The sequence below is a fragment of the Pseudomonas sp. 58 R 3 genome, assembly GCF_900006605.1.
In the GTDB taxonomy this organism is placed as follows: Bacteria; Pseudomonadota; Gammaproteobacteria; order Pseudomonadales; family Pseudomonadaceae; genus Aquipseudomonas; species Aquipseudomonas salomonii.
Genome location: NZ_CVTT01000052.1, coordinates 153,414 through 176,640 on the forward strand (window position 1 = coordinate 153,414; position 23,227 = coordinate 176,640).

Consider the following 23,227-nt stretch of genomic DNA (forward strand, 5'->3'; position numbering starts at 1 on the left):
CCCTGCGGGGGATTCTGAAGCCCTCGGCATGGCTCGGTGCTGCGCGGTTGCCACAGCTCTGCTTTAAGACACGGGAAGCTTTTCAGACGGACTGATCAGTCAAATAAAACCCCTTTGGTTAGTACAAAAGCGGAAGCAGCGGTCTTCGGTTGCAAAGAGAACAACTTCCTACCTACCCCACCGCCACCCGCCATCGATTTCCAATACAAGCCCCCAAAGCGCGCGTTTTCTGAAGACCAGCATGCCTCGTTCTCACTTCATGTGTGACCGCCAGAGGTCCGAGCGGCGAGGCCTATACAGGTTGAAAAGGAGTCTATGAACATAAAACGATGAACATCTACATTCATTTCGGGAATATTCAACCAACAGTGGTAGGCATGCATGCGACTTATGAACATATGACATCGCCCACTTGTTAAATTATATGTCCGTGCTAGAGCCGAGCTGGTTGTTCGAGTACTTAACCTAATCAACCGAGCCGCTCGTTGATTTCTTTTCCGGTTTTAATCGGGAGTTTGTGCAGATCCAGACCACGCTGGCCGCCTTCAATGACGCTCGCGCTGCCAGTGCCGCAGAACCTGCAAGGCACACGGGTTAGGGCGCGCCCTCCTCCACAAGCAACAGCGCAGAAGCGCTTTGCGGCGCATTTGCCCGTTCTGGTTGAACACGCCTTGGACTAGTCATGGCGCGCAGTCAGGCTCAATCTAAATTGCGCGAAACCACGTACGCAGAAATGATCCCGGTCAGGGTTCTGGACGGTGAAATGCGGGCCATCCAAGTGACAAATTTATTGCTGATGCCCGGTATGACCGCCGTTCGACCCGCGTGCATGGCTCGATAACCAATCAGCGCGATGTCGTGCGGTTGGCTGTAGCCAAGCTTGGCCATACGGCGCTCATCGATCAACCCTGCGGCATTGAAGAAGTTGGTACGTGTTGGCCCAGGGGCAATATGAGTACAGCTTACGCCCGTGCCTCGCAGGTCATGGGCCAAGGCTTCGGAAACACTGATAACGTAGGCCTTCGAGGCAGCGTAAGCCGCCTCCAGACCATGGGGAACCACATACCCGGCCGAAGAACTGAGATTGAGTATGCGGCCGCGACCACGCTCGATCATCGGTTGCACATAGTGCAAGGTCAGTTGCGACAGGGTCACGACGTTCAGTTGCAACATGCCGGTCATCTGAGTGGCGTCGTGGTCTTGAAAAGACTGGCCAACAATGCCGGCACCCGCGTTGTTAACCAGGTATTCGATCGGCAGTGCCAACTCATTAACCTGGAGAATCAAGCGCTCTGCCGCTCCCGGCAACGACAGATCCTCACACAGAGCGTAAGCGTCGATCGACTGCAGTCGTTTCAACTCCGTGGCCAACGCCTGCAGTTTGTCACGACTACGCGGACTGGAACACAGCACTACGCCGATGCCGTCCCGCGCGAATAACCGGGCGAGCTCGGCGCCAATCCCAGACGATGCTCCCGTAATCAGTGCGTAACGCATGCCTTCCACCTCAGTTCTTGTTATCCATTATTGAGCACTGCGTGCCAGGGATGAGTGTAGGGGCCCGCCCGGAAATACCCGCACAGGCCCCAAGGCCAGTTTCGGGTCTGTAGCGGCCATGCATGCCCGAGTGGGCTGGCCTGTTCCGACCCATTGGCGGCCATCTATAGCCTAGGTGGTCGTCACCCGCCCCCTATATTCTTGCCCCATACGGCGCCGTATTTTCTCGCCAAAACCCTATGTTTCATCCAGAGAGCACCCCATGAGCCGTGTAGAAACAAAAACAACAACACGCCTTGAAGTACCGTCTCGCGACTATCTCTATTACCGCGATGCCCTGGCCGATCAGCCACTGCCCGCCGCGTTCATCGATCTCGACCAATTCTCCGTCAACCTTGAACGACTGCGGTTGCGTGCAGGCGGCCTGCCTGTGCGGCTGGTCACCAAGTCAGTGCGTTCAGTACAAATCATTCGCCGGATCCTTGAGGCCGGACCGTTCATGCAAGGCTTGCTGTGTTATTCGGTGGGTGAAGCCGCGTGGCTGGCCAGCGAAGGCTTCGACGATATTGTTGTGGCCTACCCCAGCGTTGAGCCGGCCGATATCAGGGCGGCTGCAGCTCAGATAAAAAAGGGCCGATCGATTACGCTGATGGTCGATTGCACGGAACAGGTAATCAAGATCAGCCAGATCGCCAGGGAAGAAGGCGTGGTGATTTCGCTAGCCATGGATCTGGATATGTCCTCGCGTTTTCCGGGTGTTTACTTCGGCGTACACCGCTCACCGGTGCATGACGTGCCGACCGCGCTGGCCCTTGCGCGCTTCATCGCCAAACGCCAAGGAGTAGTGCTGGAGGGGCTGATGGGATACGAAGGACAAATCGCAGGCCTGATGGACGATATACCAGGACAGGCGTTAAAAAATGCGGTGATCCGTTACCTCAAGCGCAAGTCGATCCGCGAGGTCAATGCACGACGCAGGGACGTGGTTGCAGCTCTGAAAAAGGATGGGCATGCCCTGCGTTTCGTCAACGGTGGTGGCACCGGCAGTTTTGAAAGTACGCGTGAAGACGCATCGGTCACCGAGTTGGCTGCAGGCTCCGGGCTATATGCACCTACGTTGTTCGATCACTACAAAGCGTTCAAAGCGCTCCCTGCGGCAGGCTTTGCATTACCCATTACGCGAGTGCCCAAGCCAGGTGTAGTGACATGTTCGGGTGGGGGCTACATCGCCTCCGGCCCCATGGGTCTGGATCGTTTGCCGCTGCCGTGGCTGCCTGCGGGTTGCAGCCTGATCCCCAACGAGTCCGTCGGTGAAGTGCAGACACCGTTGCGCCATTCTCTCGCGACCGCGCCCTCGATTGGCGAGCCGATCTTGTTTCGGCACGCCAAGGCCGGTGAGTTGTGCGAGCGGTTCAATGAGCTGTTGCTTATCCAGGATGGCAAGGTCATCGATAAGGTATTGACCTACCGAGGCGATAGAAAAAGCTTCTTTTGACATGCAGCCAGTTGCCCACCCCGCCCCATTGCGAATCGCTACCGGAAAATAACAATGAACCAGATAACCCTTTCAAATCCCTCGCTACTGGATCCAGCCAACGCGTTGCAGTCCATATTCGATTCCCAGCAGCGCGCTGTGCGTGTCAATGGCGCACCGTCCTACCCGCAACGCATCGAAGCGCTGAAAAAATTAGAGCTGATGGTCAAAAACAACCGACAGCGGTTTCTGGAAACAATCTCCCTGGACTTCGGCAACCGCTCTTTCAGCGAAACCGAGCTAGGCGAACTGATGCCGATTCTGAACAGCATCAAGTATGTGCGTGCGCATCTCAAAGGCTGGATGCGCCCCCAGAAACGCAAGGTAGGGATGGCGTTCAAACCCGCGAGCGCAAAAGTGGTCTATCAACCATTGGGCGTGATCGGCATCATGGCGCCCTGGAACTACCCGTTAACGCTGACACTGGTCCCTTTGATCGAAGCGTTGGCAGCTGGTAACCGCGCAATCATCAAACCGGCGGAGCTGACGCCACATACCGCTGAGCTATTGAAGGAACTGATCAGCGCGATCTTCCCGGAAGATCAGGTTGCCGTTGTCACCGGTGGCCCGAAAGTGGCAGCCCATCTGAGCACCCTGCCCTTCGATCATTTGCTGTTCACCGGTTCGACACACATCGGCCGCCAAGTGATGGCGGCCGCCGCTGTCAACCTGACACCGGTCACGCTTGAGCTGGGCGGTAAATCGCCAGTCGTGTACTGCCGCGATTACTCTCTCGAAAAAGCGGCAAGAATCATTGCCATCGGCAAACTCTTCAACGCTGGCCAGACCTGCGTGGCGCCGGACTACGTTCTGGTGCCCGACGATTTGGTCGATACCTTCGCCGCCGCTTTGCAGGAAGCGGCAAACGCGCTTTACCCAAGCATCAGCGCTAACCCGGACTACACATCAATCATCTCCCAACGTCACTTCGAACGGCTCGATGACATGATCGAGCAGGCCGTGTTTACAGGCGCCAAGGTCTGGCAGCCGAACGATGACAACGCAAAGCAGGCGCGCAAAATCCCACCCACGATCCTGACCAATGTGTCTTTGACCAGTACGGTCATGCGTGAGGAGATTTTCGGGCCCATCCTGCCGGTTATCGGTTATGCCACGCTGGATGACGCCATAAAACTGATCAACGATAGACCTAAGCCCCTGGCGCTCTACTGCTTTGCCCATGACAAAACGAGCATTGAACATGTGCTGGACCGGACCCGCTCCGGCGGGGTCACGATCAACGGCACGATGCTGCATGCCACACAGGAAGATTTGCCATTCGGCGGGGTCGGCGAAAGCGGCACCGGGGCTTATCACGGTTTTGATGGTTTTGTGCAAATGTCCCATGCCCGCGGCGTATTCAAACTGAGCCGTTTCAACATGTCACATCGGATCGCAGCCCCCTACGGGAAGCTGACGCGTTTGATCACGCGTCTGATGCTGGGGAAATAACGCTTCACCCCTGAAAAATCCGCAGATGCGTGAGCTTGAATTTCTGTTCAATTCCGCAGGCATCTACCGGGGACGGTATGCAGCATGACGCATACCCTTCCCCGGGATCGCCAGTTATGGTGCGTCCAGGCAGGCGTTGCAGGCGCTCGCCCTGGAGCAGCGTCACGGGCCAGTGACTTCACCCTCCTTCGCCCCGCCTTCCACGCAAACCCCTATGCTGGAGCAGAAAGCCCAGCAGGCATGGCGAGCCGAAACCCCTCATAAAGCAAAAAGGTCCTCAATATCACCGAACTGTCGGTGCTATTGAGGACCTGGGACTATGGCGACTCCGATCGCCATGGCTTGTCTTCAACCGCGTTGAAATACCGGCAGCCATTGCAAGGCGGCACCCGGATCGCCCTTGATCTTGATCTTGCCCTGCATGAACGCCACCGGTGCATTCAACTTGCCCGCCACCAGGCTTTCGAAATCCTTGCGTGAAATGGCGATGGTGGTATCGGCTTCGATATCGTCGTTCGACACCGTGCTGCCCGACACGCAAAGGAACCCTATGTCCTTGAGGTGCACTTTCAGGCTAGTAGCGGGAACAGGGCCGCTGGCGATAGACAACTTGAATTTCTCGGTCACTTCGGTGAGGTATTCCATATTGAAACTCCAATGCAGTGCTCAAAGCACTTGGGATAGATAAACATGATTTCCCGGACCTGCGCCGGGAGGTCGAACGGCACATCGTGCAAGGGCGTCAATCAGTCCCTGTAGCGGGTATCCAGGCGATCAAGCTTGCGCAGCAATGCAGGCCAGACAAAGCCGCCCCCCAAACCTTCGGTCTGCACCCGCGCTGCGTCAGCCACGCCTTTGAGGATCTGCGGATCAATGCTCAGCAAGTCGCCACCGGCCTGCGCACTGATCTGGATCTGGCAGGCACTCTCAAACATGTACATCGCCAGGAACGCATCGGCGATGGTTCGGCCCACTGTGAGCAGCCCATGGTTGCGCAGCATCAGGAACGTATTCGGGCCCAGGTCGTCCTGCAACCGCGGCTTCTCTTCATCACGCAGGGCGACCCCTTCGTAATCGTGATAGCCAAGCCCGCTGAGGACGAATGACGCCTGCTGCGACACCGGCAACACGCCGGCCCGTTGTGCGCTCACGGCAACGCCCGTGCGCGTGTGCGTATGCAGCACGCACTGCACATCGTTGCGCGCGGCGTGGACCGCACTGTGGATGACAAAACCCGCTCGGTTCACATTGAACCCGGATTCGCGAACCTGATTACCCTCCTGATCCACCAGCACCAGTGAAGACGCTGTGATTTCCTCGAACAGAAGCCCATACGGGTTGATCAGAAAATGGTGCTCCGGGCCTGGAACACGGGCACTGATGTGCGTAAAGACCATGTCCGTCCAGCCATATAACGCAACCAGTCGATAGCATGCCGCCAGATCACATCGCAGCTGCCACTCCTGCTCACTCACTTGCGCCTTGAGCGAAGGGATGTGCATTTGAATCTCCTTACCGTGTGGTTCTTATTGTCAGTTCCGCACGGCAAGCATAAAGCCAGACCCAGAACCTCCTCGTTGCTCAAAGGGACAGTCGGGAGTCATTTCAGGTCAGCATTGACTCAGAATTACACGTGCACGTGAGTTCGCCGTTGCAGCGCCAGCGTAGCCATCCATCACGCAATCAACGCCAACGTGATCCGCAAGTGGTCACCGATTTACTAGGATTAATCACCCGTAACTCTGCCGGACTTCGTCCCCGTGCTAGTTACACCCAAGCGCGCACTAGAAAAGAGGGTGATCATCTCGCGACTTCTGACTGCATGAGTGGGTGGCCGTTTAACTACGCATGGGGTGTACCCCGGACGCTCAAACATGAATTACTGGCCTGTTACCAAGGTAGGGTTTGCGCTTGCTCATGCTCCAAGCTGTAAGACATTGAAGGATCAGGGCGCGCTGCTATCAATTGAAATAGCCGCGCAGCAGAATCCTGGGCCGTCATTTCCGCGCCTTGAACACCGATCCCCGTGCAGCCGTCCGGGATGGACCGTATAGCTCAGCAACTGCTCACCCAGCACATCAGCGATACGCCCCCCAATGACTCAGTGGCTGAACAGCGAACGCTTCTTCTTGCCCGCCAACGTTTCGGGTTTAATCAGAAATCGTGCTAATGCAGGCAACAACCACAGCGCACCGACCATGTTCCAGAGCAGCATGAAGGTCAGCATCAGCCCCATGTCGGCCTGGAATTTGATGGCCGAGAAAATCCAGGTGCAGACACCGATAGCGAGGCAGAGCCCGGTAAATAGCACTGCTTTACCGGTGGATTTCAGCGTCTGGTAATAAGCCTCCTGCAACGGCAACCCGGCGCGTAGAAAACTTTCCAATCGACTGTACGTGTAAATGCCATAGTCCACGCCAATCCCTACACCCAGCGCTATAACCGGCAACGTCGCGACCTTGACGCCAATTCCCATGAGCGCCATCAGCGCGTTCCCCAGTACCGAGGTCAGTACCAACGGCAGTACGATACACAGCGTTGCCGCCCAGGAGCGGAATGTAATCATGCACATAGTTGCCACGCAGACATACACCAGCACAAGAATGCTCAGTTCCGACGCCTTGATCACCTCGTTGGTAGCCGCTTCTATACCCGCGTTTCCGGCGGCGAGAATGAACTCCAAGCCGTCCTTGTTATTCGCCCTGGCAAAGTCCTTGACGGCCTGTACCACGCGTTCAAGCGTCTGCGCTTTATGGTCGTTGAGGAACACGAGCACCGGGGCAAGGGAGCAATCGGCGTTATACAGGCCGTCGGCATGGGCAATGGAGCTGTTCAGTACATCAGGGTTGCGCGAAAGAGTTTCCCATTTCAGGCTGCCCTCGTTCATGCCCTTGATCATTTGCTTGGCCACCGTCACCAGGGAGATCGCCGATTGCACGCCCTCAGTATTTTGCATTTTCCACATCAGTTCATCGATGGGCGCCATCGCCGCGTAACGTGAACACGCTTCGGGCGCCATCTTGACCATCACCACCAGCACATCGGAACTGGTGGAGTAATTGTCGATAATGAAGTTGTTATCCTTGTTGTAGCGCGAATCCGGGCGCAACTCCGGGGCACCTTGGTCCAGGTCGCCGATCTTCAGGTCGTGACCGTACCAAAGGCCGACGCCGAGCGCGATCAACGCAAGGATAACTGACACTTTCGCCACTTCGGGGCTGGCGAACCGGGACAACAGACGCCAGAAGGCATGCTCGCGGATCGCGTCCTTCTTGCTGCGTTCGATAGCTTGTTTGCTGATGCCGACATAGGAAATGGCGACCGGCAGCAGAATCAGGTTAGTGAAGACAATCACCGCGACACCGATAGACGCACCAATTGCCAACTCCCGAATCACGCCTATATCGATAATCAGCAAGGTAATAAACCCCACTGCGTCGGCAAAGATCGCGATCAGCCCCGGCAGAAATAATTGGCGGAAAGTTCGGCGTGCGGCCGTCAGGGCGTTATCGGCGTCACTCGATTGCAAGGCGATACCGTTGATCTTCTGCACGCCGTGGGAAATGCCGATGGCAAAGATCAGGAATGGCACCAGCATTGAGTAAGGATCCAGGCCGAAACCGGCAGCGTGCATCAGCCCCAGTTGCCAGACCACCGCCACGAGGGTGGTTATCAGTACCGCGACAGTGCTGTATACGCAGCGCGTGAACCAGTACAACAACACCAGAGTAATGATGAATGCAATACCAAAGAACAGCAGCACCAGGGTCAAACCGTCGATCAAGTCACCGACTTTCTTGGCAAAGCCGACGATATGGATGCGCACGTCGGGGTTCTGCACTTCGAACTTGCTGCGAATCTTCTCTTCAAGGTCATGGGAAAACGTCTGGTAATCCAGGGCCAGCAACTTGCCATGGTCGTTGGGGTCTGGATAAGACTCCAACAACGGGACTTCAATGATGCTCGACTTAAAGTCGTTGGCCACCAGCCACCCTACCTGCCCGGACTTGAGCACGTTATTGCGCAACTGATCGAGGCTTTGCGGCGAGCCATCGTAGCTCTGCGGAATCACCTCACCGCCAGCGAAGCCCTCTTCGGTGACTTCAGTCCAGCGCACGCTGGGGCTCCACAGCGACTTGAGCCCCGAGCGGTCGACGCCAGCGATGTAAAACACCTCATCGTTGATCTGGCGCAGGGTCTCCATGTACGCCTTCGTGAAAATATCGCCATCCTTGGCTTCCACCGAAATACGTACCGTGTTGCCCAGGTTCGCCAGGTCGTCGCGATGCTCCATCATCCTCTCAATGAAGGGATGCTTGAGCGGGATCATTTTTTCAAAACTGGTGGACGGTCGAATCAGTGTGGCCTGCCAGAACAAAAGCGCACTCACCAACAGGCAAATAAAGATGACTACCGGACGGTTGTTGAAAATCAGGCGTTCGAGAAACGTCGCCCCGTCTTGACTGCTCATGGACATTTCTGCGTTTCCTGTTATTGACCCAGCTCAGCGCCGTTCAGCGTGGTGATGTGGATACCGCTCTGACCGACTAGCGCCAGATGACCGCTTCCGGCGGATGTCACCGCGGACAACGATATCCGGTCGGGCCGGTTAAACACGCTGAAGGTCCGCCCTCCATCCGTGCTGCGAATCACGCTGCCACCGTTGCCGACAATCACCAGCGAACCGTCTACCAGCAAAGTCGCGCCGGACAGGCCGAACTCCAAGCGACCATGGTTGGCCTCAAGCGCTATCGGTGCCCAACTGCTGCCGAAGTCAATGGAACGGTAAAGATTGCCGCGCAGACCGTACGTCAACAGGGTTGCCGGCTGGCCCGTGCCGATTACGCCGAACAGCGAGCCGGAGTAAGGCCCGTAGACACGCTGCCAGGTTTGCCCCGAGTCGTAGGAGCGAAACATGCTGCCCTGTTCTCCGACCACGAATAGCCCGGCGTCCCTGACTGCTGTGATCGCGTTGAAATGGAGCTGATCGGGGTTGTCGAATCGATCACTGATGTCCTTCCAGTGCTGGCCGCCATCGCTGGTTGCCATCGCCATCCCGTAAGCACCCACGGCAAAGCCGTAGTTCGCGTCCTTGAACCAGACGTCAAGCAAGGGCGCCTGACGTTTGAGGTCTTCGAACTGACGGGCCCAAGTGCTTCCACCGTCAACGCTCACGAGGATCTGTGCATCATGGCCTACCGCCCAGCCGCGTCTGGCATCAATGAAGTAAACCGCCGTGAGCATTTGCCGAGTCGGGACCGACGCCTGAATCCAGTGGCCGCCCTGGTCGTCAGAAAAAACGATATGCCCGCGATCACCGACGGCCACCAGTCGGTCGCCAGCATGCACCACGTCGAGCAATAAATTGCGCCATGCATTGGCGGACTCAATGGAATCAGACGAGCCCTGAGTTTTTTCAATGCTGTCGCTGGCGGCGGCAACAGGCACATTGAAAGCCAATAGCGTGAAGACCATGAGCAGCAAGACAGCAATTAGGCAAGGCGGAACGTTTAACGCTGGTGATAAGCCGGATACCCCACTCATTCTGAGCCGAGCTCGCTTGTTTAAACATTCATTCATTGAGTCATCCATTCTTGAAAGCCAGGTTCATATCGCCTGGTTTTGTATGCCGAGAGGCGATGAGAACCTTTAATCCAGCAGTGCCCAACGGTCGTTATGGCGCTCGTGAAACCTCAATTTCAGTCCAACTTAAGAATGAGCACGGCGGCTAAACGGAAGTGTTCTGAATGTCATTGAATATCCATCCCTGTTCCACTGACGAAGGCCAGTTAAACCCAATGCGATCAGCCCGCAGGCACGGCCGCCCACAAACCCAGGTATTGGGCCAAGAACGGGGCGTTAAGCCTGCGAACTGTCGTTGCTAACAACCGCTCAGTCAGCGCGTACCACGCCGCCTTAATTCTGCAGGGTTGAAGTAATCGCTTGAGGGGTTGGGCTGGTCGAAGTCAATGCTGCGCGGCTCTTCACTGCCCATCTTCTGTGCCACGTAGCGACGAGACTGCAGATCGTGAAACACGTCCACGGCCGACCAGATAGTGGGCAGGTTGTAGAAGTTAATCAGATAAGCAATCGACACGCGCCACAACTCCCCTCGCCCATCGTACTGATCAGCCAGGACGATCTGCCAGCTGTCCTCGTCAAAGTACAAGGTGCGCTTGGAATATAAATGCCGCGCCGTTTTCTTAAGCGTCCCTTCCACTACCCATACACGATGCAACTCGTTACGGGTGTAAGCCGGGTTAAGGTGACCGGGTTTGAACAGATCTTTGTAGGTAACGCCGGCGGCAATCATTCTGTAATTGTTATAGGGAACATAGATTTCCTTTTTCCCGATCAATTTCCAGTCAAAACGGTCGGGTGATCCATTAAACATGTCCTTGCTGTCGAGGGTCATAATACCGTCGTTATCGCCGGGCGTATCGTAAGCCAGCGTAGGCGCGCGCCTGACTCGACGGGTGCCTGGTTCATAAGCCCAAGCCAGCCGTGGCTCCATGACCTGGTCCATGGTTTCATAGACCAGATCAACCTCGCCAGCACTTCGCGGAGGGCTGATGGCGGTGCTGAAATAGTGAAACATGACGTTTTTCAAGTCCGCATAGTTGGACGTCTGATCATAATAATTGAACAGAATTTCCTGCTGGAATTTGTACATAGTGAAGTTACCGTTAGCCTCTACGGAAGCCTCATTAAGTGGCTGGACCAAATGGGTTCCGCGGTAACGGGCGAGGTGGTTCCAGACGGCTTCGACGCCGCTCTTTGGTATAGGAAAGGGGATACCGCCGAACGCATCGGTGAAACCATTGCCGCCTTCTTGCAATTGCGCGGTGGTCGCATTCTTCAGGGTATTGTCATAAACCCACTGTGGGGCGCTAGCGGTACGTCGAGTCTGGTAAACCGGCATTTGATAACTGTCGGGATACGTCTTGAACATCGCTATCTGGCCGGGCGTCAGCTTGTCCTTGTATTGCGCCAGGTTAGCGGAAGTTATGGTGAACAACGGCTTGTCCTGTGGAAACGGATCGACGTAATGGTCGCCAGATTTGTAAGGGGTCGGTGGGGTTACGCCGGCACCCGTCCACGCGGGGATACTGCCATCGGCGTTCCCGGCCTTTTCTCCACCTAATGGCGTTAAAACCGTACGTAGTTGCTGCGCTTCCTGCGCAGGAACTGCCGCCTGAGCGGTGACGGCAACAGTCCCGAGCATCATGGCCATGCTCAACAATGAGGCTACTTTAAACATCGTTAATCTCCGCAAGCAGTATCTAAAAAATGGTGTATCAGAAGGAGTACTTGACGTCGAAACTCACATTGTCACGGTCGCGTACAGTGTTGCCCTTACCGGCTCCACTGAAGGTGGTGTATTGAAGCTCAGTTTCCAGGCCGCCGCGATAATCTGCCTTGACACCAAAGGTGTAAGCTTTTCGGCCCTCCATGAAGTTACCGGTCAGATCGGAATTGCCTTTAACGTCATCGGAATAGTTAATAGAGGGCGAGAGATTGACACCGGCATACACATCATTCCAGGTGCCCGTGATCACCAGTGTATAACCGTAGGAGTTACGGGAAATCGGTGAATCAGATAAGTCTGGTGAACCGGCAAACTTTCGAACTTCCGGTGTCGGTGTAAAGGCGGTATAGGTCAAGTTTCCACCCAAGTGTTCGCCTGCCAACTCGGCAATGCCGATTACCGAATCAAAGCTCAGTGCGGGGCCAAAGTTGTAGATCGTCCCTACAGACGCATTGTAGGACTCTACCCTCTTATAGTTATTCAACGTACCGTCACGGCACAGCGACTTGCCTGACACCTGAACGCAGGCCTGGCCACCTGCCACCGAGGAGTCATAAATATTAGTAGTGCCTGCGATGCCCTGGCCAAGGATGTCACCCAGTAAATCATTGGTTGCGCTGATACTGATGGGCATGTTAGGTCGATACGCCAGTTCGCCAAACAATGAAGCATTACCCAAGGTGGTATTGAAGCTGAAGCCGTACATGTGGACGTCTTCCACATACGCGCGCTGTACCACGGCGTTACCCACCATATCCAGAGTCGCTATCGCCCCCGCATTGCTGCCTGCCACGCCAGACAAGCTGGCGAGGTCGATACCTTTATAGTTTGCGAGACTGAGGGATTCCAACGGTTCCTTGGTATGGTAATTAACAAAGTAAAAACCGAAATCCGTGTAATTAAGCGCTGGCGCTATGTAGTGAAGATTTATCCCAAACTGTCCACTGTCCCTGGCTTTGATATCCTTGCCAACGTTGGCCACCTTGAAGATACCGGTGTTGGCGTCCATGAAACTGTTAATTCCATGGGGTCCGGCACCCAAGCCGATACCCGGAACCGCCGCAGCGATGCCTTGATATGCGGCGAACGCAGGCGACAGCTCGGGTACCTGTACGTAGGCTTGCTTTCCGCCTTTACCAAACAGATCCGTCGTCGAATAATAGGTGCCCACCGGATCCAGAGAACTTTCCTTCCAGTCGACCTGGTAAAAGGCCTCCATGGATAAGTTGTCGGTCAGGCCCAGGTTGAAACTTAGGGCCCCGACCGGTACCAGGACTTCCTTGAGTTGCGAGCCGGGTAAACGGAATTTAGTAACATCCAAGGGGTTGGTGGTATTTACGCCGCCTCGATAAAATACACTTTCGCCCCAGTTGAATACCTGCTTGCCCACTCGTACTGACAGGGGATGATCAAAGGGATCCCACTTGCCATAGATGTAGGCATCGAGGAGTTGCCCGCCTCGTCCGGCATCCCGTCGCGCTTCATAGGTGAAACGGTTGTCTTTGGGGTAGTTCTGGCTTGGCTCAACAATGTCTGAATGATCATAGTAATCGGTGTGATTATTCATGATCTGGCTGTCATAAAAAGCCGAGCCACGAACAAAGACACCGTAATTCTGATACGTGGCACTTAGTTCCGACGTCAGCTTATAAACTTGCGAAATTAGGCCTGGGCTAAAGTTGCGATCGCCGTCATTACCGTTAAACGCATCATTATTCTTGTCCTGACTCTGCACTCGCCACGCCGCCCCATAGGACACGGTCGAGTCGAGGGAGCCCTTGACTTGGCTGTCCATAAAACTGAACTCAACGGCTCCCACAGACGGAATAACTAGGACCGAGGGCAATAAGCCAGCCAATACCCGACTGATTCCGGCGCGAACGCGCACTTTCGTAAATTCCTCAACGTCTTTGCTCATGCTCACTTTGCTCCGAGGCAGTTATTATTATTTTTCACGCCCTATCTCTTTGGATGAGTGCGCGTACTCTCAGGCTCACCCTGATGTGAGCCTGCGGACGAACTTATTCAGATCCAAAGACACCTGCTTACATCTAATGCGTACAGGTCACGCCCGTATGCCTCAAGTCATGGGGCAACGCTTCAGACACGCTGATAACTCAAGCCCTTGGAAGCAGGCACCACCTATCCTGCCGAGGAACTGGGAATACGTATTTGGTAAATCAGGCCGACACTACCGCCCCCTGCGTTGTTGATGAAAAACTCGCTTGGCAACTCAGTTCCGGTGCCGCCTGAGGCTCCCGTAATCAATGCATAAAGCATTACATCACCTGCCTGGTGTCTGGTTATGCGGGCTTGTCGTTGGACTCGAGTGTAGAACCGGACCCACCCACAAGTGCATAGGCCTAAAGGCCAGTTTGGGGTCAGTCCCGGCCATCCAGATGCCGATTGGTCTGGCCTGTTCCGACCCGTAGAGCGGTCTTTTTTACTCTTGGTCACTATCAACAGCGCCTTCGATCCCCCACCAGTACGCGCTCATGGTGCTGATTGATGGTTATCCGTATATTCAGGGCTCCAGCTCAATAAGCCGCATCAGATTCACCGGGGACGTCATAGGAGGTTTCCCGCAGCGCGTGCAGACTCTCCCGATAGGCCCCCAGTTTGGCCGCGAACACCCTGCCCTGCGACGCACTAAAGGATTACTTCGAAAACGCCTCTTTTCCACTCCAAATTAAGGCAGGCGTCCGCCATTGTTCAGGGTAGCCGAGACCATAATGGGGGCAATGGCGGCCATACTTGTCCAACCGTCACGCTGAACAGCTGCAAACCCATCGCTTCGAACGGACGCCACCGTTGCGTTGATAAATACTTGCACGCGACCATGAACAGGGCTTTAGAATCAAACAAAAAAGGGGCTCAGATGGACGGTTCTGCGCGTTACACCACAGCCAATTTTCATACTTATCTTTTGCGATGCATTACCGGCATGAGCAAAGACTTTGGTATTGACCCGGTACGTTTATGCATGGGCCTGGGCTTTGAGATAGAAGACCTTTCAAGCCCGGACTGCCTGGTGTCCTTTCGTCAGGCAGCGTCCCTGATCCGCCGGGCACTTGCATGCACCAAGGATCGCGAACGTGGATTGGGGCTTGATATAGGCACCCAGGAAACCATTGGTTCGATTGGGTTGGTGGGTTACGCAATGCTCACCAGTCCAACCTTGGGTAATGCGATCGATCTGGGCATCAAAATGCAGCGCCATGCGGGCGTGTTGTTGCAACTGGAACGGGTCGATAGTGGTAAATACCTGACGATTCGTGCCAGAAGCCTGTTTCACGAGCCGGATCTCCAACCGTTTTTGGTGGAAGAAAGCTTCGGTGTCTTTCTAAACCTGGTACGAACACTGGCAGGCGATACCTTCACTCCCAGCTTTGTTGAGCTGAGTTATTCAAAGCCGTCGTACTCAGCCCATTACGACCAGGTATTCAAATGCCCTATACGTTATGACCAGTCGGAGAATATTTTTGCCTGCGACGCCCATTGGGCAGAAAAACGCATAGCGACCTACGACCCGCTTAGCCACCGGCAGGTGTTGGATTTTCTTCAGATGAATGTTGCCAAACAGTCGATGGAGGATGAGTTCATCGAATCCATAGAACGCATCGTACGCCGAGATCTGCGCCAGACCCCGTCCCTATCGGCGGTCGCTACGCAACTGTGCATGAGTGATCGGACTTTGCGAAGGCGTCTGGCAGACCAAGGGAGGTCATACCAGAATGTTCTGGATCAACTTCGAATGGTGCACGCAGTCGCCCTGCTCACCAACCCACGGTTGACCATCGACGAAGTGGCGTATGAAGTGGGCTTCAGCGACGCACACAACTTTCGCAGAGCGTTCAAGCGCTGGACCGGACATGGGCCTCGGAAGTCCCAATAAGCGGTAGGTCTCCCGGCACCGCGGGGTAATGAAGTAGCCCCTGACCACTTGATTGACCTCGTCTTATTGCAAGAGGAGCCCATGTGGTTGAGCCCCTCTTCGCAGCAAGACCTATAGTGGCATCGCGTTTACCGAAACCTACGCACCCGCCTCTGCACGGCGTGCACGTTGGCTTTGCCTGCCGATCTCCTCCATGGTATCGAACAAGGCGCGCATCTTCTTCGGGTCGGTGCCTAGCATGCGTACTGCACGCGCTTGCTCGGGCGGCATAAATACTTCTATTGATTTTTTCTTAATGGCAGTGAGCAGTGTCTGTGCGACGAATTCTGCAGTGACGGGCTCGCTGGCAAAGGCGAAAGACGAAGCGTCGTCATTAGCTTCCTGTTCAAGCATCGGTGTTTCCGTTGACGTTGGGTGCAAAATGGTGAAGTCGATTGGGCCATGGCGTTCCTCCAGAGCGAGTGCATGGTGAAATGCTCGAAGCGCCTGTTTTGAAGCACCATAGCTGGCGATACCGGGAAAAGGCATGAACGCGGTCATGCTACACACCGTAACGATGTGGCCATGACCTTGCTCATTAAACTGTTTGAGGACTGCCAAGGTGCCGGTAAGTGGCCCCATGAAGTTGGTATCAAGTGTGCGCTGATGTTGTGCCAGGGGCACGTCACGTGCGTAACCGGTATAAACGATTGCCGCATTATTGACGAGTATATCAAGCTGGCCGAATTTACTGATCGTCGCCTCAATGGCATTCGTCCATTGTTTTTCCGAGCAGATATCCAAACCCACAGCGCCCGCATTAACGCCCAAGGATGCCGCCAGTTCGCGTGCCCCTTTACTATTAATGTCTGCCAGCATGACACGATAACCCTGAGAGATAGCGAGCTTCGCAGTAGCTGCACCAATACCGCTGGCGGCACCCGTTAACAACATAACCTGGTTATTTTTTTTCTTCATGGGTATTACTCCTGCAATTGCCACAACGCAAGGCAATCAAAATAGGGGGAATGGCTAAAAGATGATTCCTGATGCTTTGCCAACGAATGACCTCTTCAGTCAGCGTAATCCGATCGTTATGACGTCTTGAGCGATGGTTTTCTCCAGGTGTAGGTGACGTGACTGTTCGAATAGGAGCCGCAACGACTGCGCCTACTAACCTCCTCAAAGGGAGGTGGTCACCGGGTGGGTGTTCATGAAGCGGCATGGCAGGGCCGTCCGCCGTATTCAAGAGATTATGAGGGCGACTGCTTAGCCACCAAGGGGGAATAAGGCCATTTTAGGGGTTCGGTCAGGCCAGTAAGCTCCCGGCGCATGCGGCTCACTAAGTTCGGGGCAGTCTTAAACCGATTGCAACTTCGCAAGGGTATTTGGCAGAAGTGGTTTGGCAGGTCGTTCGTTCGCGGCGACAAGGGTTAAATGCCACGTGCGCAAAAGGTTAACTGATCCATAGCGGCCATCATCGTAGTGACCTGGGCATCATGGCCCCTGCGGATAACAAGTCACTATTCAGCCGAGACAGGACGCCACCGCTGGTCCAATGGCGACATCGTCTTCCTTTTTTATGGCCTTGGCAGACCCCTCTCTGGCCGAAAGCGCTCTATCGTCCTCGGGACGAGGATATTATATTTTATTAAAAATGCAGAAAGTTAAACATGGATACTGGCGTAACATCCACGGCGTCTCAAGATAAATGTTTAAGGCTTCATCAGTCTCAATTACCTATATAATAATTACGGAGATAGTTGAATGACAATCGGCAACTTTGATGTTGTAGTTATTGGCTCTGGTGCTTTTGGTGCTAGCGTGGCGTTCCATCTTTCTGCTGCGGGTCGTAACGTAGCTCTGGTCGATCAGGCAGCGATCGCTTCCCAAACTTCTCCTCGGGCTGCAGGCTTGACAGGTCAGGTTCGTCGTTCAGAAATGATGACGCATATCGCGTCGCACTCAGTTAAAAAGATCATCGAATTTACCGAAGAAACTGGCGAGCCACTGGAGTATTTTCAATCAGGCAGCCTTACGCTGGCTCGCACTGCGGAACATGCCGCCTTGATTCACGGAGGTGTTGAGCTCGGCAAATATATGGGGTTGGACGTTGACCTTGTTTCCGCCGAGGAAGCCGCTCAATTAATGCCTTTCTTGAATCCAAAGGATATTCTTGCGGCAGGTTACGTGCGCAGTGATGTCTATTTAGACCCAGGACAACTCCCGCTTGGCTATGCGCGCGCCGCACAGAAGTTAGGCGCTACTTTATTGCCTCATACCGAGATAGAGCAGATCATCGTGGAGCGCGGGCAGGTAACTGGGGTGGCTACTTCCCGAGGTGATCTCAAAGCCCCTGTCGTGGTAGATGCAGCCGGTGGCTGGCTAAGGCTTGTAGCATCCTTCGCAGGTGTCGCTTTGCCGGCATTTCCAGTTCGACATCAGTTGATGGTTACCCAGCCACTCGCTGAAGTCACGTCAGCGCAGCCCACCGTCCGAATTCTCGATGCCAATATATACATCCGTCCCGACAGGGGCGGGTTAATGTTTGGCGGTTATGAATCCGATCCAGTTTTTTACGGTGCAAACTCAATGGGCAAGGATTTCCGCATCGAAGATCTGGAGTTGGATATTGATGTATTGAAGCGCCTGGCGAAATCTGTTGAAGCACAATTCCCGGTTTTTCGTGATGCAGCTATAAAAGAACACCGTGGTGGGCTGCCTACTATGACAACCGATGGCGATCATATTCTGGGCCCGGTACCCGGCGTAGCAGGCTTGTATGCTATCGGCGGTTGCAATGTTGGCGGTTTCTCGGTGTCTCCGGCGCTAGGTGAATTGCTGGCGCACTGGATCATTGCGGGTGAGCCTTCTATGAACTTGTCGCGAATGCTCCCCTCCCGGTTTGTTGAGAAACTGCCCGAAAGCGATATGCTCGAACAGTGCCGTTCTCGTTATGCCAACTACTACAGTGCAAATCCAACAGAGAACACGACTTCCGCGGAGACCTTGCGGTGAAAGCGCAATTGATTGTAAGGGAAGCATTGACGATCCAATCAATAATTCGCCTGGCCTTAGGCTACGCAATTGCGACAAATGGCCTGGTTCTTATACCGTTTCTGGTTGCGGCGGTGATGTCCCGTTTCGGTTTAGATGAAAGTGTTGCAACACAGATTGCAGGTCTGGAAATTATAGGCATCGCGATTAGCTGCGCTGTATTTCCTCGCTTGATAGCCAAGGCCGCACCTTTATTTGTGGTTATCGGTGTACTCGGCACGGGCTTCGCACAGGCCTTAAGTTATTTTGCTCCAACCATTGAAGTAATGGGGGCTGCACGGAGCATGGCGGGCCTGTTCGAGGGGATGATCTTCGTAGTGATTGCATCGGCTCTCTCACAACGCGTTTGTGCGGAACGCGTTTGGGGGCAAATCAATCTGATCGCAGGCGGATTGAATGGCAGTATTCTGATCTTTGTCTCGCTTCTACCGGATGCGTGGATTAATCGAGGCATTTTCTTTACGGTATTCTGCCTGGTTATTGTGACATCAAAGTACGTACTGCCTATAGGATGTTTTGCTGAAAAGGGCGATAGACTGCGATCAACGTTACCAACGGGTAAGCCGTCAAGAGCGCTGATTTTTGCGATATGGGCTGTAACGATACTGATTTATGGCGTTCAGGCTTCTCAATGGGCAGTTGCCGGTCTGGTGAGTGAGCGTGCCGGACTGACGACCTCCACCATCGGTATCTTTCTTTCGCTTTCGTCGCTTATCGGTTTTCTCGGCGCGATATTTCCGGCCATGAGTAGAAGCCAGGCTCATCGTTTAGTACTTATAATCCTGGCGCAGTTAGTGATGATTGTGGCACTGATAGGTTTTTTCGAGTCGAACACGCTGCTATACCTATTTCTAAATCAAGTTGCTTTGAATTGTTCCTTCTTTGTAGTTATTCCTTTTCTCACCGGGTTGCTTTCAGAAATAGACTCCGATGGGACCTTGGTGGCTCGAACGGTTGTACTGACCTTCGTAGGCGCGGGCATCGGCACAGCAATAGCTGGACAACTTTATCATTCATTTGGTGGCCGCCAGTTCGCGATCTTGCTGGGGATCGGTATCGTTCTAGCTATTCCTTTTGTTTGGGCGGCTTTTCGAGAACGGAGGAAGCAACCTTTAAGCTATTCGAGCTGAGTTGTTTCTCACTTACCTGTGAAGGAAAATAAAATGAATCATATGTCCCCTCAGATGACTGTGTGTACCAATTTGCCTTTTGAGATTGCGGAAAGCCCACTATGGGATGATAGGCGGTCATTGCTTTGGTTTGTTGATATCAACAACCATGCCATTCATTCGTACGACCCAAAAAGTGGTGTACTCAATCGTTATCAGATGCCCGCCCTTGTTGGAAGTATCGGTTTATCTGAGGACGAGCGTCTAGTCGCGGCGCTTAAAACAGGCATACATCTGTTTGATCCTGCAACGGGCGAACTTGAGTTTATCGTGAACCCGGAAGTAGACCGTCCCGGTAATCAGCTAAATGACGGAAAAGTTGGGCCGGATGGCTGCTTCTGGGTCGGCAGTATGGACGAGAACAGCATGAATATTTCCGGCGCGTTATACCGTGTTACCGCATCCGGAGAAGTAACCCTGGTTAAGGATGGGATTTTTATCTCCAACGGGCTCGCATGGAGTCCTGATGGAAAAATCATGTATCACTCGGACGGGTTAAGTTCAACAGTCAAGGCGTTTGACTTTGATGTTGCGACCGGTACGATTTCGAACGAGCGAGATTTTTTCACGTTCGATCATGAAGAGTTTGGTTGGCCCGATGGCGCGACTATGGATGTACATGGAAATTACTGGAGTGCCGGTATTTTCAGAGGAAAAATAAATCAGATTTCTCCCGAAGGAAAACTGTTACGCAGCTTGCAAATGCCCGTTTTAGCTACAACGATGCCTTGTTTGGGGGGAGATGATGTCCCAACTCTTTTTGTGACATCTTTAGCATCGGATGTTGATGATGTGCGACAAGAAGGGACGTTACTTTCATGCGAGATCGACGTTGCAGGTGTTCCTTCATACAGGTTCAGCGTCGCTGACCTTACGCTGAGTTGACAGGCATTACGACGGATCTTATTCCACTGCGGCTCGCATAAAACGTTGCATAACAGTATGCCAGAGGTCCTGCCGGTAAACCGGCGGGTACCTCTGGCGCTCTGCTTTTTTTAACGCCGTACTGGTCGTCCAGCTCATTGATCAGCGGGTTACAAAGTATAAGAGATCCCCACTTGCACCGTACGCGACTCCCCAGGGTAAGCGTAGAAGTTCAGGAACGAGCCTTCGTCGTACTCACGGTTGAACAGGTTCTTCACGTCGAGGTTGAGCCTGACCTTTTCGTTGACCTTGTAATAACTGAGCAAGTCGACAACGGTGTAAGCCCCCATCGAGAACGTGTTATTGGCGGTCTGCCCGGCGCGTTCGGCTACGTATTTTCCACCTGCGCCGAGGCCAAACCCTTTAAGCGCGCCATCCTGAAATTCGTATACGTTGAGCAGGCTGAAGCTACTGCGCGGAATATTCGCCAGCCGTGTTCCGGAGCGCACGGTAGTGTCCCGGGTCACTGCGGCATCCACATAGCCATAGCCGCCGATCATGCGCCACTCGGGCGTCAGATTGCCGGCCACGTTCAGATCGAAGCCGCGGCTGCGGACTTGCCCTGTCGCGACATTGAAGGCCGAGTCAACCGGGTCGACACCCTGGACATTTTTCTTCTCGATCTGATAGATCGCCGCATCGACGCTCAATTGACGGTCCAGCGCTTCCCACTTAACCCCCACTTCGTAGGACTTGCCCTTCTCCGGCTCGAATCCGCCACCTTGACGACTGGCACCCGTGTTGGGCTTGAACGAGCGCGCGGCGTCCGCGTAGATCGCAACCGTGTCAGTGAGGTCATACATTACCCCGATGCGCGGCGTGACGGCGTTGTCGGCGGCGTTCCAGCTCCTGACGCCGGGCACGTAGGATTCGTACTGGTGCTCGAAGCGCTCAAAGCGCGCACCGGCGAGCACCTTTAAACGCTCGGTCAGCGCCACTTGATCCTGGACAAAGGCGGCGTAAGTCTTGAGGTTTTCTTTGTCGTGGGTCGGCGTACGCGTCAGCGCCGGACGTGGCTGGCCATAGACCGGGTTGAAGATATCGATTGGGAAAGCTCCCGCCGCGCCGCTGGAGCGTTGGATGATCGACTTGTAGTCGTAGTTCTCATACTCGATGCCGGTCAGCAACGTGTGATCAAGGCCGCCCGTGGAAAAGCGCCCGGTCAGGTTCAGTTGATAGTCCTGGTCGGTCCAGTCCAGCTTGCGGTAGTTGAAGTTGCGCTGGAGTGTTCGGCCATCGGCGTTGAGGCTGGTGGCATTGTTTGCCTCAACACCATTGCCCTTCATCGTACCGTCCAACCACTGCACACCACCGCCCAGCGTCCAGTTGTCGTTGAGTAGATGCTCGAAGCGCAACTGAGCCATGTTGTTATCGTTGTGCAGGTAACCGGCGTACTTTTCACCCCAGAAGGTCTCACGGGACGGCGTGCCACCCTGGTTGGCGAAGCGGGTCAGGCCTCGATCAAGCGGATGATTGTTACGCATGAAGTCGCCTTCGAAAATCACCTTGGTGTCGTCATTGACCTGCCAGCTCAGTACCGGTGTGACCCCATAGCGTTCGGTTGAGACATGGTCGCGGAAGGTGTCGCCGCCCTCTCCCACCACGTTGAGGCGATAGGCCAGGCGGCCTTGCTCATCCAGCGGGCCGGAGGCATCGAGGGTGCCGCGCTTCATGCCCTGATCATCCACCTGGCTACCCAATGTGACCGTACGTTCAGGCAAAGGCTGTTTGGAGACCACGTTGAAGGTACCGCCGGGATCGCCGCGCCCATAGAGCATCGTCGCTGGCCCGCGAAGTACTTCAAGGCGCTCAATGCTGTTGGCGTCCGGCATGGTGGGGTAGCCCCGGTTAATCGGAAAACCGTTACGGTAGAACTCTGCGGTTGTAAACCCACGCACCGTGAAGCTGGTAAGCCCTTGGCCACCGAAATTGTTCGCTCGGCCGACGCCGCCGGCGTAGTCCAGGGCCTCCTGCAGGCGAGTCGCACCAATGTCCTCGACCACGTCCTTGGGCACTACGGTGATGGACTGTGGCGTCTCATGAATTGAGGTGTCAGTGCGCGTGGCACTGGCAGAGCGTGTGGCGCGATACCCTTTGACAGGCCCCTGAGCCGTCTCGGCGTCTACGTCTCCCGTGACATTGATGGCTTGCAACTCAAGGCTGGCATTTTCGCTGCCGGCCACCTGCGCCCAGGCAACAGGGGCAACCGCCTGAAGTACGCAGAGAGAAATCAGGGTATGACGCATGGATTTTGGACCTAATGGATGAGCGGACGGGAAGGTAAACCTGCCTGGAATTCGGGAGGCATGATATACCAACGGATCTCATTTGCCACTCATTCTCATTTGCAATCTTTCGAGTATCGGCTTTGTATCTCTGCCATCCCAGGGCTGGGATGGCAGCAGCTATTT

General features: G+C 54.5%; 15 protein-coding genes. 6 read left to right on the forward strand and 9 right to left on the reverse strand.

Features of this window, described 5'->3' with window-relative positions; translation table 11 throughout:
- Positions 1-699 precede the first annotated feature (699 nt).
- Positions 700-1,497 (reverse strand): SDR family NAD(P)-dependent oxidoreductase, encoded by a 798-nt coding sequence (locus tag BFP92_RS14610; protein WP_065930034.1) that lies wholly within the window; start codon positions 1,495-1,497, stop codon positions 700-702.
- A gap of 262 nt (positions 1,498-1,759) precedes the next feature.
- On the opposite strand from BFP92_RS14610, the gene BFP92_RS14615 reads away from it, so the two are divergent.
- Both BFP92_RS14615 and BFP92_RS14620 read left to right on the forward strand, forming a co-directional pair.
- Positions 1,760-2,992 (forward strand): amino acid deaminase/aldolase, encoded by a 1,233-nt coding sequence (locus BFP92_RS14615; RefSeq protein ID WP_065930035.1) that lies wholly within the window; start codon positions 1,760-1,762, stop codon positions 2,990-2,992.
- A gap of 54 nt (positions 2,993-3,046) precedes the next feature.
- Positions 3,047-4,483 (forward strand): coniferyl aldehyde dehydrogenase, encoded by a 1,437-nt coding sequence (locus tag BFP92_RS14620; protein WP_065930036.1) that lies wholly within the window; start codon positions 3,047-3,049, stop codon positions 4,481-4,483.
- A gap of 348 nt (positions 4,484-4,831) precedes the next feature.
- Here the strand turns inward: BFP92_RS14620 and BFP92_RS14625 are convergent, their stop codons facing one another.
- The 6 genes from BFP92_RS14625 to BFP92_RS14650 all read right to left on the reverse strand — a co-directional run bounded on the left by BFP92_RS14625 (position 4,832) and on the right by BFP92_RS14650 (position 13,710).
- Positions 4,832-5,128 carry an SCP2 sterol-binding domain-containing protein gene (locus BFP92_RS14625; protein WP_065930037.1) on the reverse strand — a complete coding sequence of 99 codons (297 nt, stop codon included), beginning with the start codon at positions 5,126-5,128 and terminating at the stop codon, positions 4,832-4,834.
- 101 nt (positions 5,129-5,229) lie between these two features.
- Positions 5,230-5,985: a class II aldolase/adducin family protein gene (locus BFP92_RS14630; protein WP_065930038.1), complete on the reverse strand. Its 756-nt coding sequence runs from the start codon at positions 5,983-5,985 to the stop codon at positions 5,230-5,232.
- 599 nt (positions 5,986-6,584) lie between these two features.
- Entirely contained in the window at positions 6,585-8,960 is a 2,376-nt protein-coding gene (locus tag BFP92_RS14635; RefSeq protein ID WP_065930039.1) for an efflux RND transporter permease subunit, read from the reverse strand.
- Positions 8,961-8,974: 14 nt separating this feature from the next.
- Positions 8,975-9,958, reverse strand: a complete 984-nt coding sequence (locus BFP92_RS14640; protein WP_239694274.1) for a WD40/YVTN/BNR-like repeat-containing protein — start codon at positions 9,956-9,958, stop codon at positions 8,975-8,977.
- A 421-nt stretch (positions 9,959-10,379) separates the two neighbouring features.
- Positions 10,380-11,744 (reverse strand): DUF1329 domain-containing protein, encoded by a 1,365-nt coding sequence (locus BFP92_RS14645; protein ID WP_065930041.1) that lies wholly within the window; start codon positions 11,742-11,744, stop codon positions 10,380-10,382.
- Positions 11,745-11,781: 37 nt separating this feature from the next.
- The gene (locus BFP92_RS14650; protein ID WP_065930042.1) at positions 11,782-13,710 is read right to left on the reverse strand and encodes a DUF1302 domain-containing protein; all 1,929 of its coding nucleotides are present in this window, start codon (positions 13,708-13,710) and stop codon (positions 11,782-11,784) included.
- A 960-nt stretch (positions 13,711-14,670) separates the two neighbouring features.
- On the opposite strand from BFP92_RS14650, the gene BFP92_RS14655 reads away from it, so the two are divergent.
- Positions 14,671-15,687 (forward strand): AraC family transcriptional regulator, encoded by a 1,017-nt coding sequence (locus BFP92_RS14655; protein ID WP_065930043.1) that lies wholly within the window; start codon positions 14,671-14,673, stop codon positions 15,685-15,687.
- Positions 15,688-15,825: 138 nt separating this feature from the next.
- On the opposite strand, the gene BFP92_RS14660 is transcribed toward BFP92_RS14655, so the two are convergent.
- Positions 15,826-16,644 carry an SDR family oxidoreductase gene (locus tag BFP92_RS14660; RefSeq protein ID WP_065930044.1) on the reverse strand — a complete coding sequence of 273 codons (819 nt, stop codon included), beginning with the start codon at positions 16,642-16,644 and terminating at the stop codon, positions 15,826-15,828.
- A gap of 789 nt (positions 16,645-17,433) precedes the next feature.
- On the opposite strand from BFP92_RS14660, the gene BFP92_RS14665 reads away from it, so the two are divergent.
- Genes BFP92_RS14665 through BFP92_RS14675 form a run of 3 tightly spaced genes read left to right on the forward strand, consistent with a single transcriptional unit; the run spans position 17,434 to position 20,777 of the window.
- Positions 17,434-18,684 carry an NAD(P)/FAD-dependent oxidoreductase gene (locus tag BFP92_RS14665; RefSeq protein ID WP_065930045.1) on the forward strand — a complete coding sequence of 417 codons (1,251 nt, stop codon included), beginning with the start codon at positions 17,434-17,436 and terminating at the stop codon, positions 18,682-18,684.
- The gene (locus tag BFP92_RS14670; RefSeq protein ID WP_239694267.1) at positions 18,681-19,853 is read left to right on the forward strand and encodes an MFS transporter; all 1,173 of its coding nucleotides are present in this window, start codon (positions 18,681-18,683) and stop codon (positions 19,851-19,853) included. Before BFP92_RS14665 ends, BFP92_RS14670 begins: the two co-directional genes overlap by 4 nt.
- Before the next feature lie 33 nt (positions 19,854-19,886).
- A complete protein-coding gene (locus BFP92_RS14675) occupies positions 19,887-20,777 on the forward strand; it encodes an SMP-30/gluconolactonase/LRE family protein (protein ID WP_065930046.1) in 891 nt (296 codons plus the stop codon).
- Positions 20,778-20,926: 149 nt separating this feature from the next.
- Here the strand turns inward: BFP92_RS14675 and BFP92_RS14680 are convergent, their stop codons facing one another.
- Entirely contained in the window at positions 20,927-23,062 is a 2,136-nt protein-coding gene (locus BFP92_RS14680) for a TonB-dependent siderophore receptor (protein WP_065930047.1), read from the reverse strand.
- Positions 23,063-23,227 lie beyond the last annotated feature (165 nt).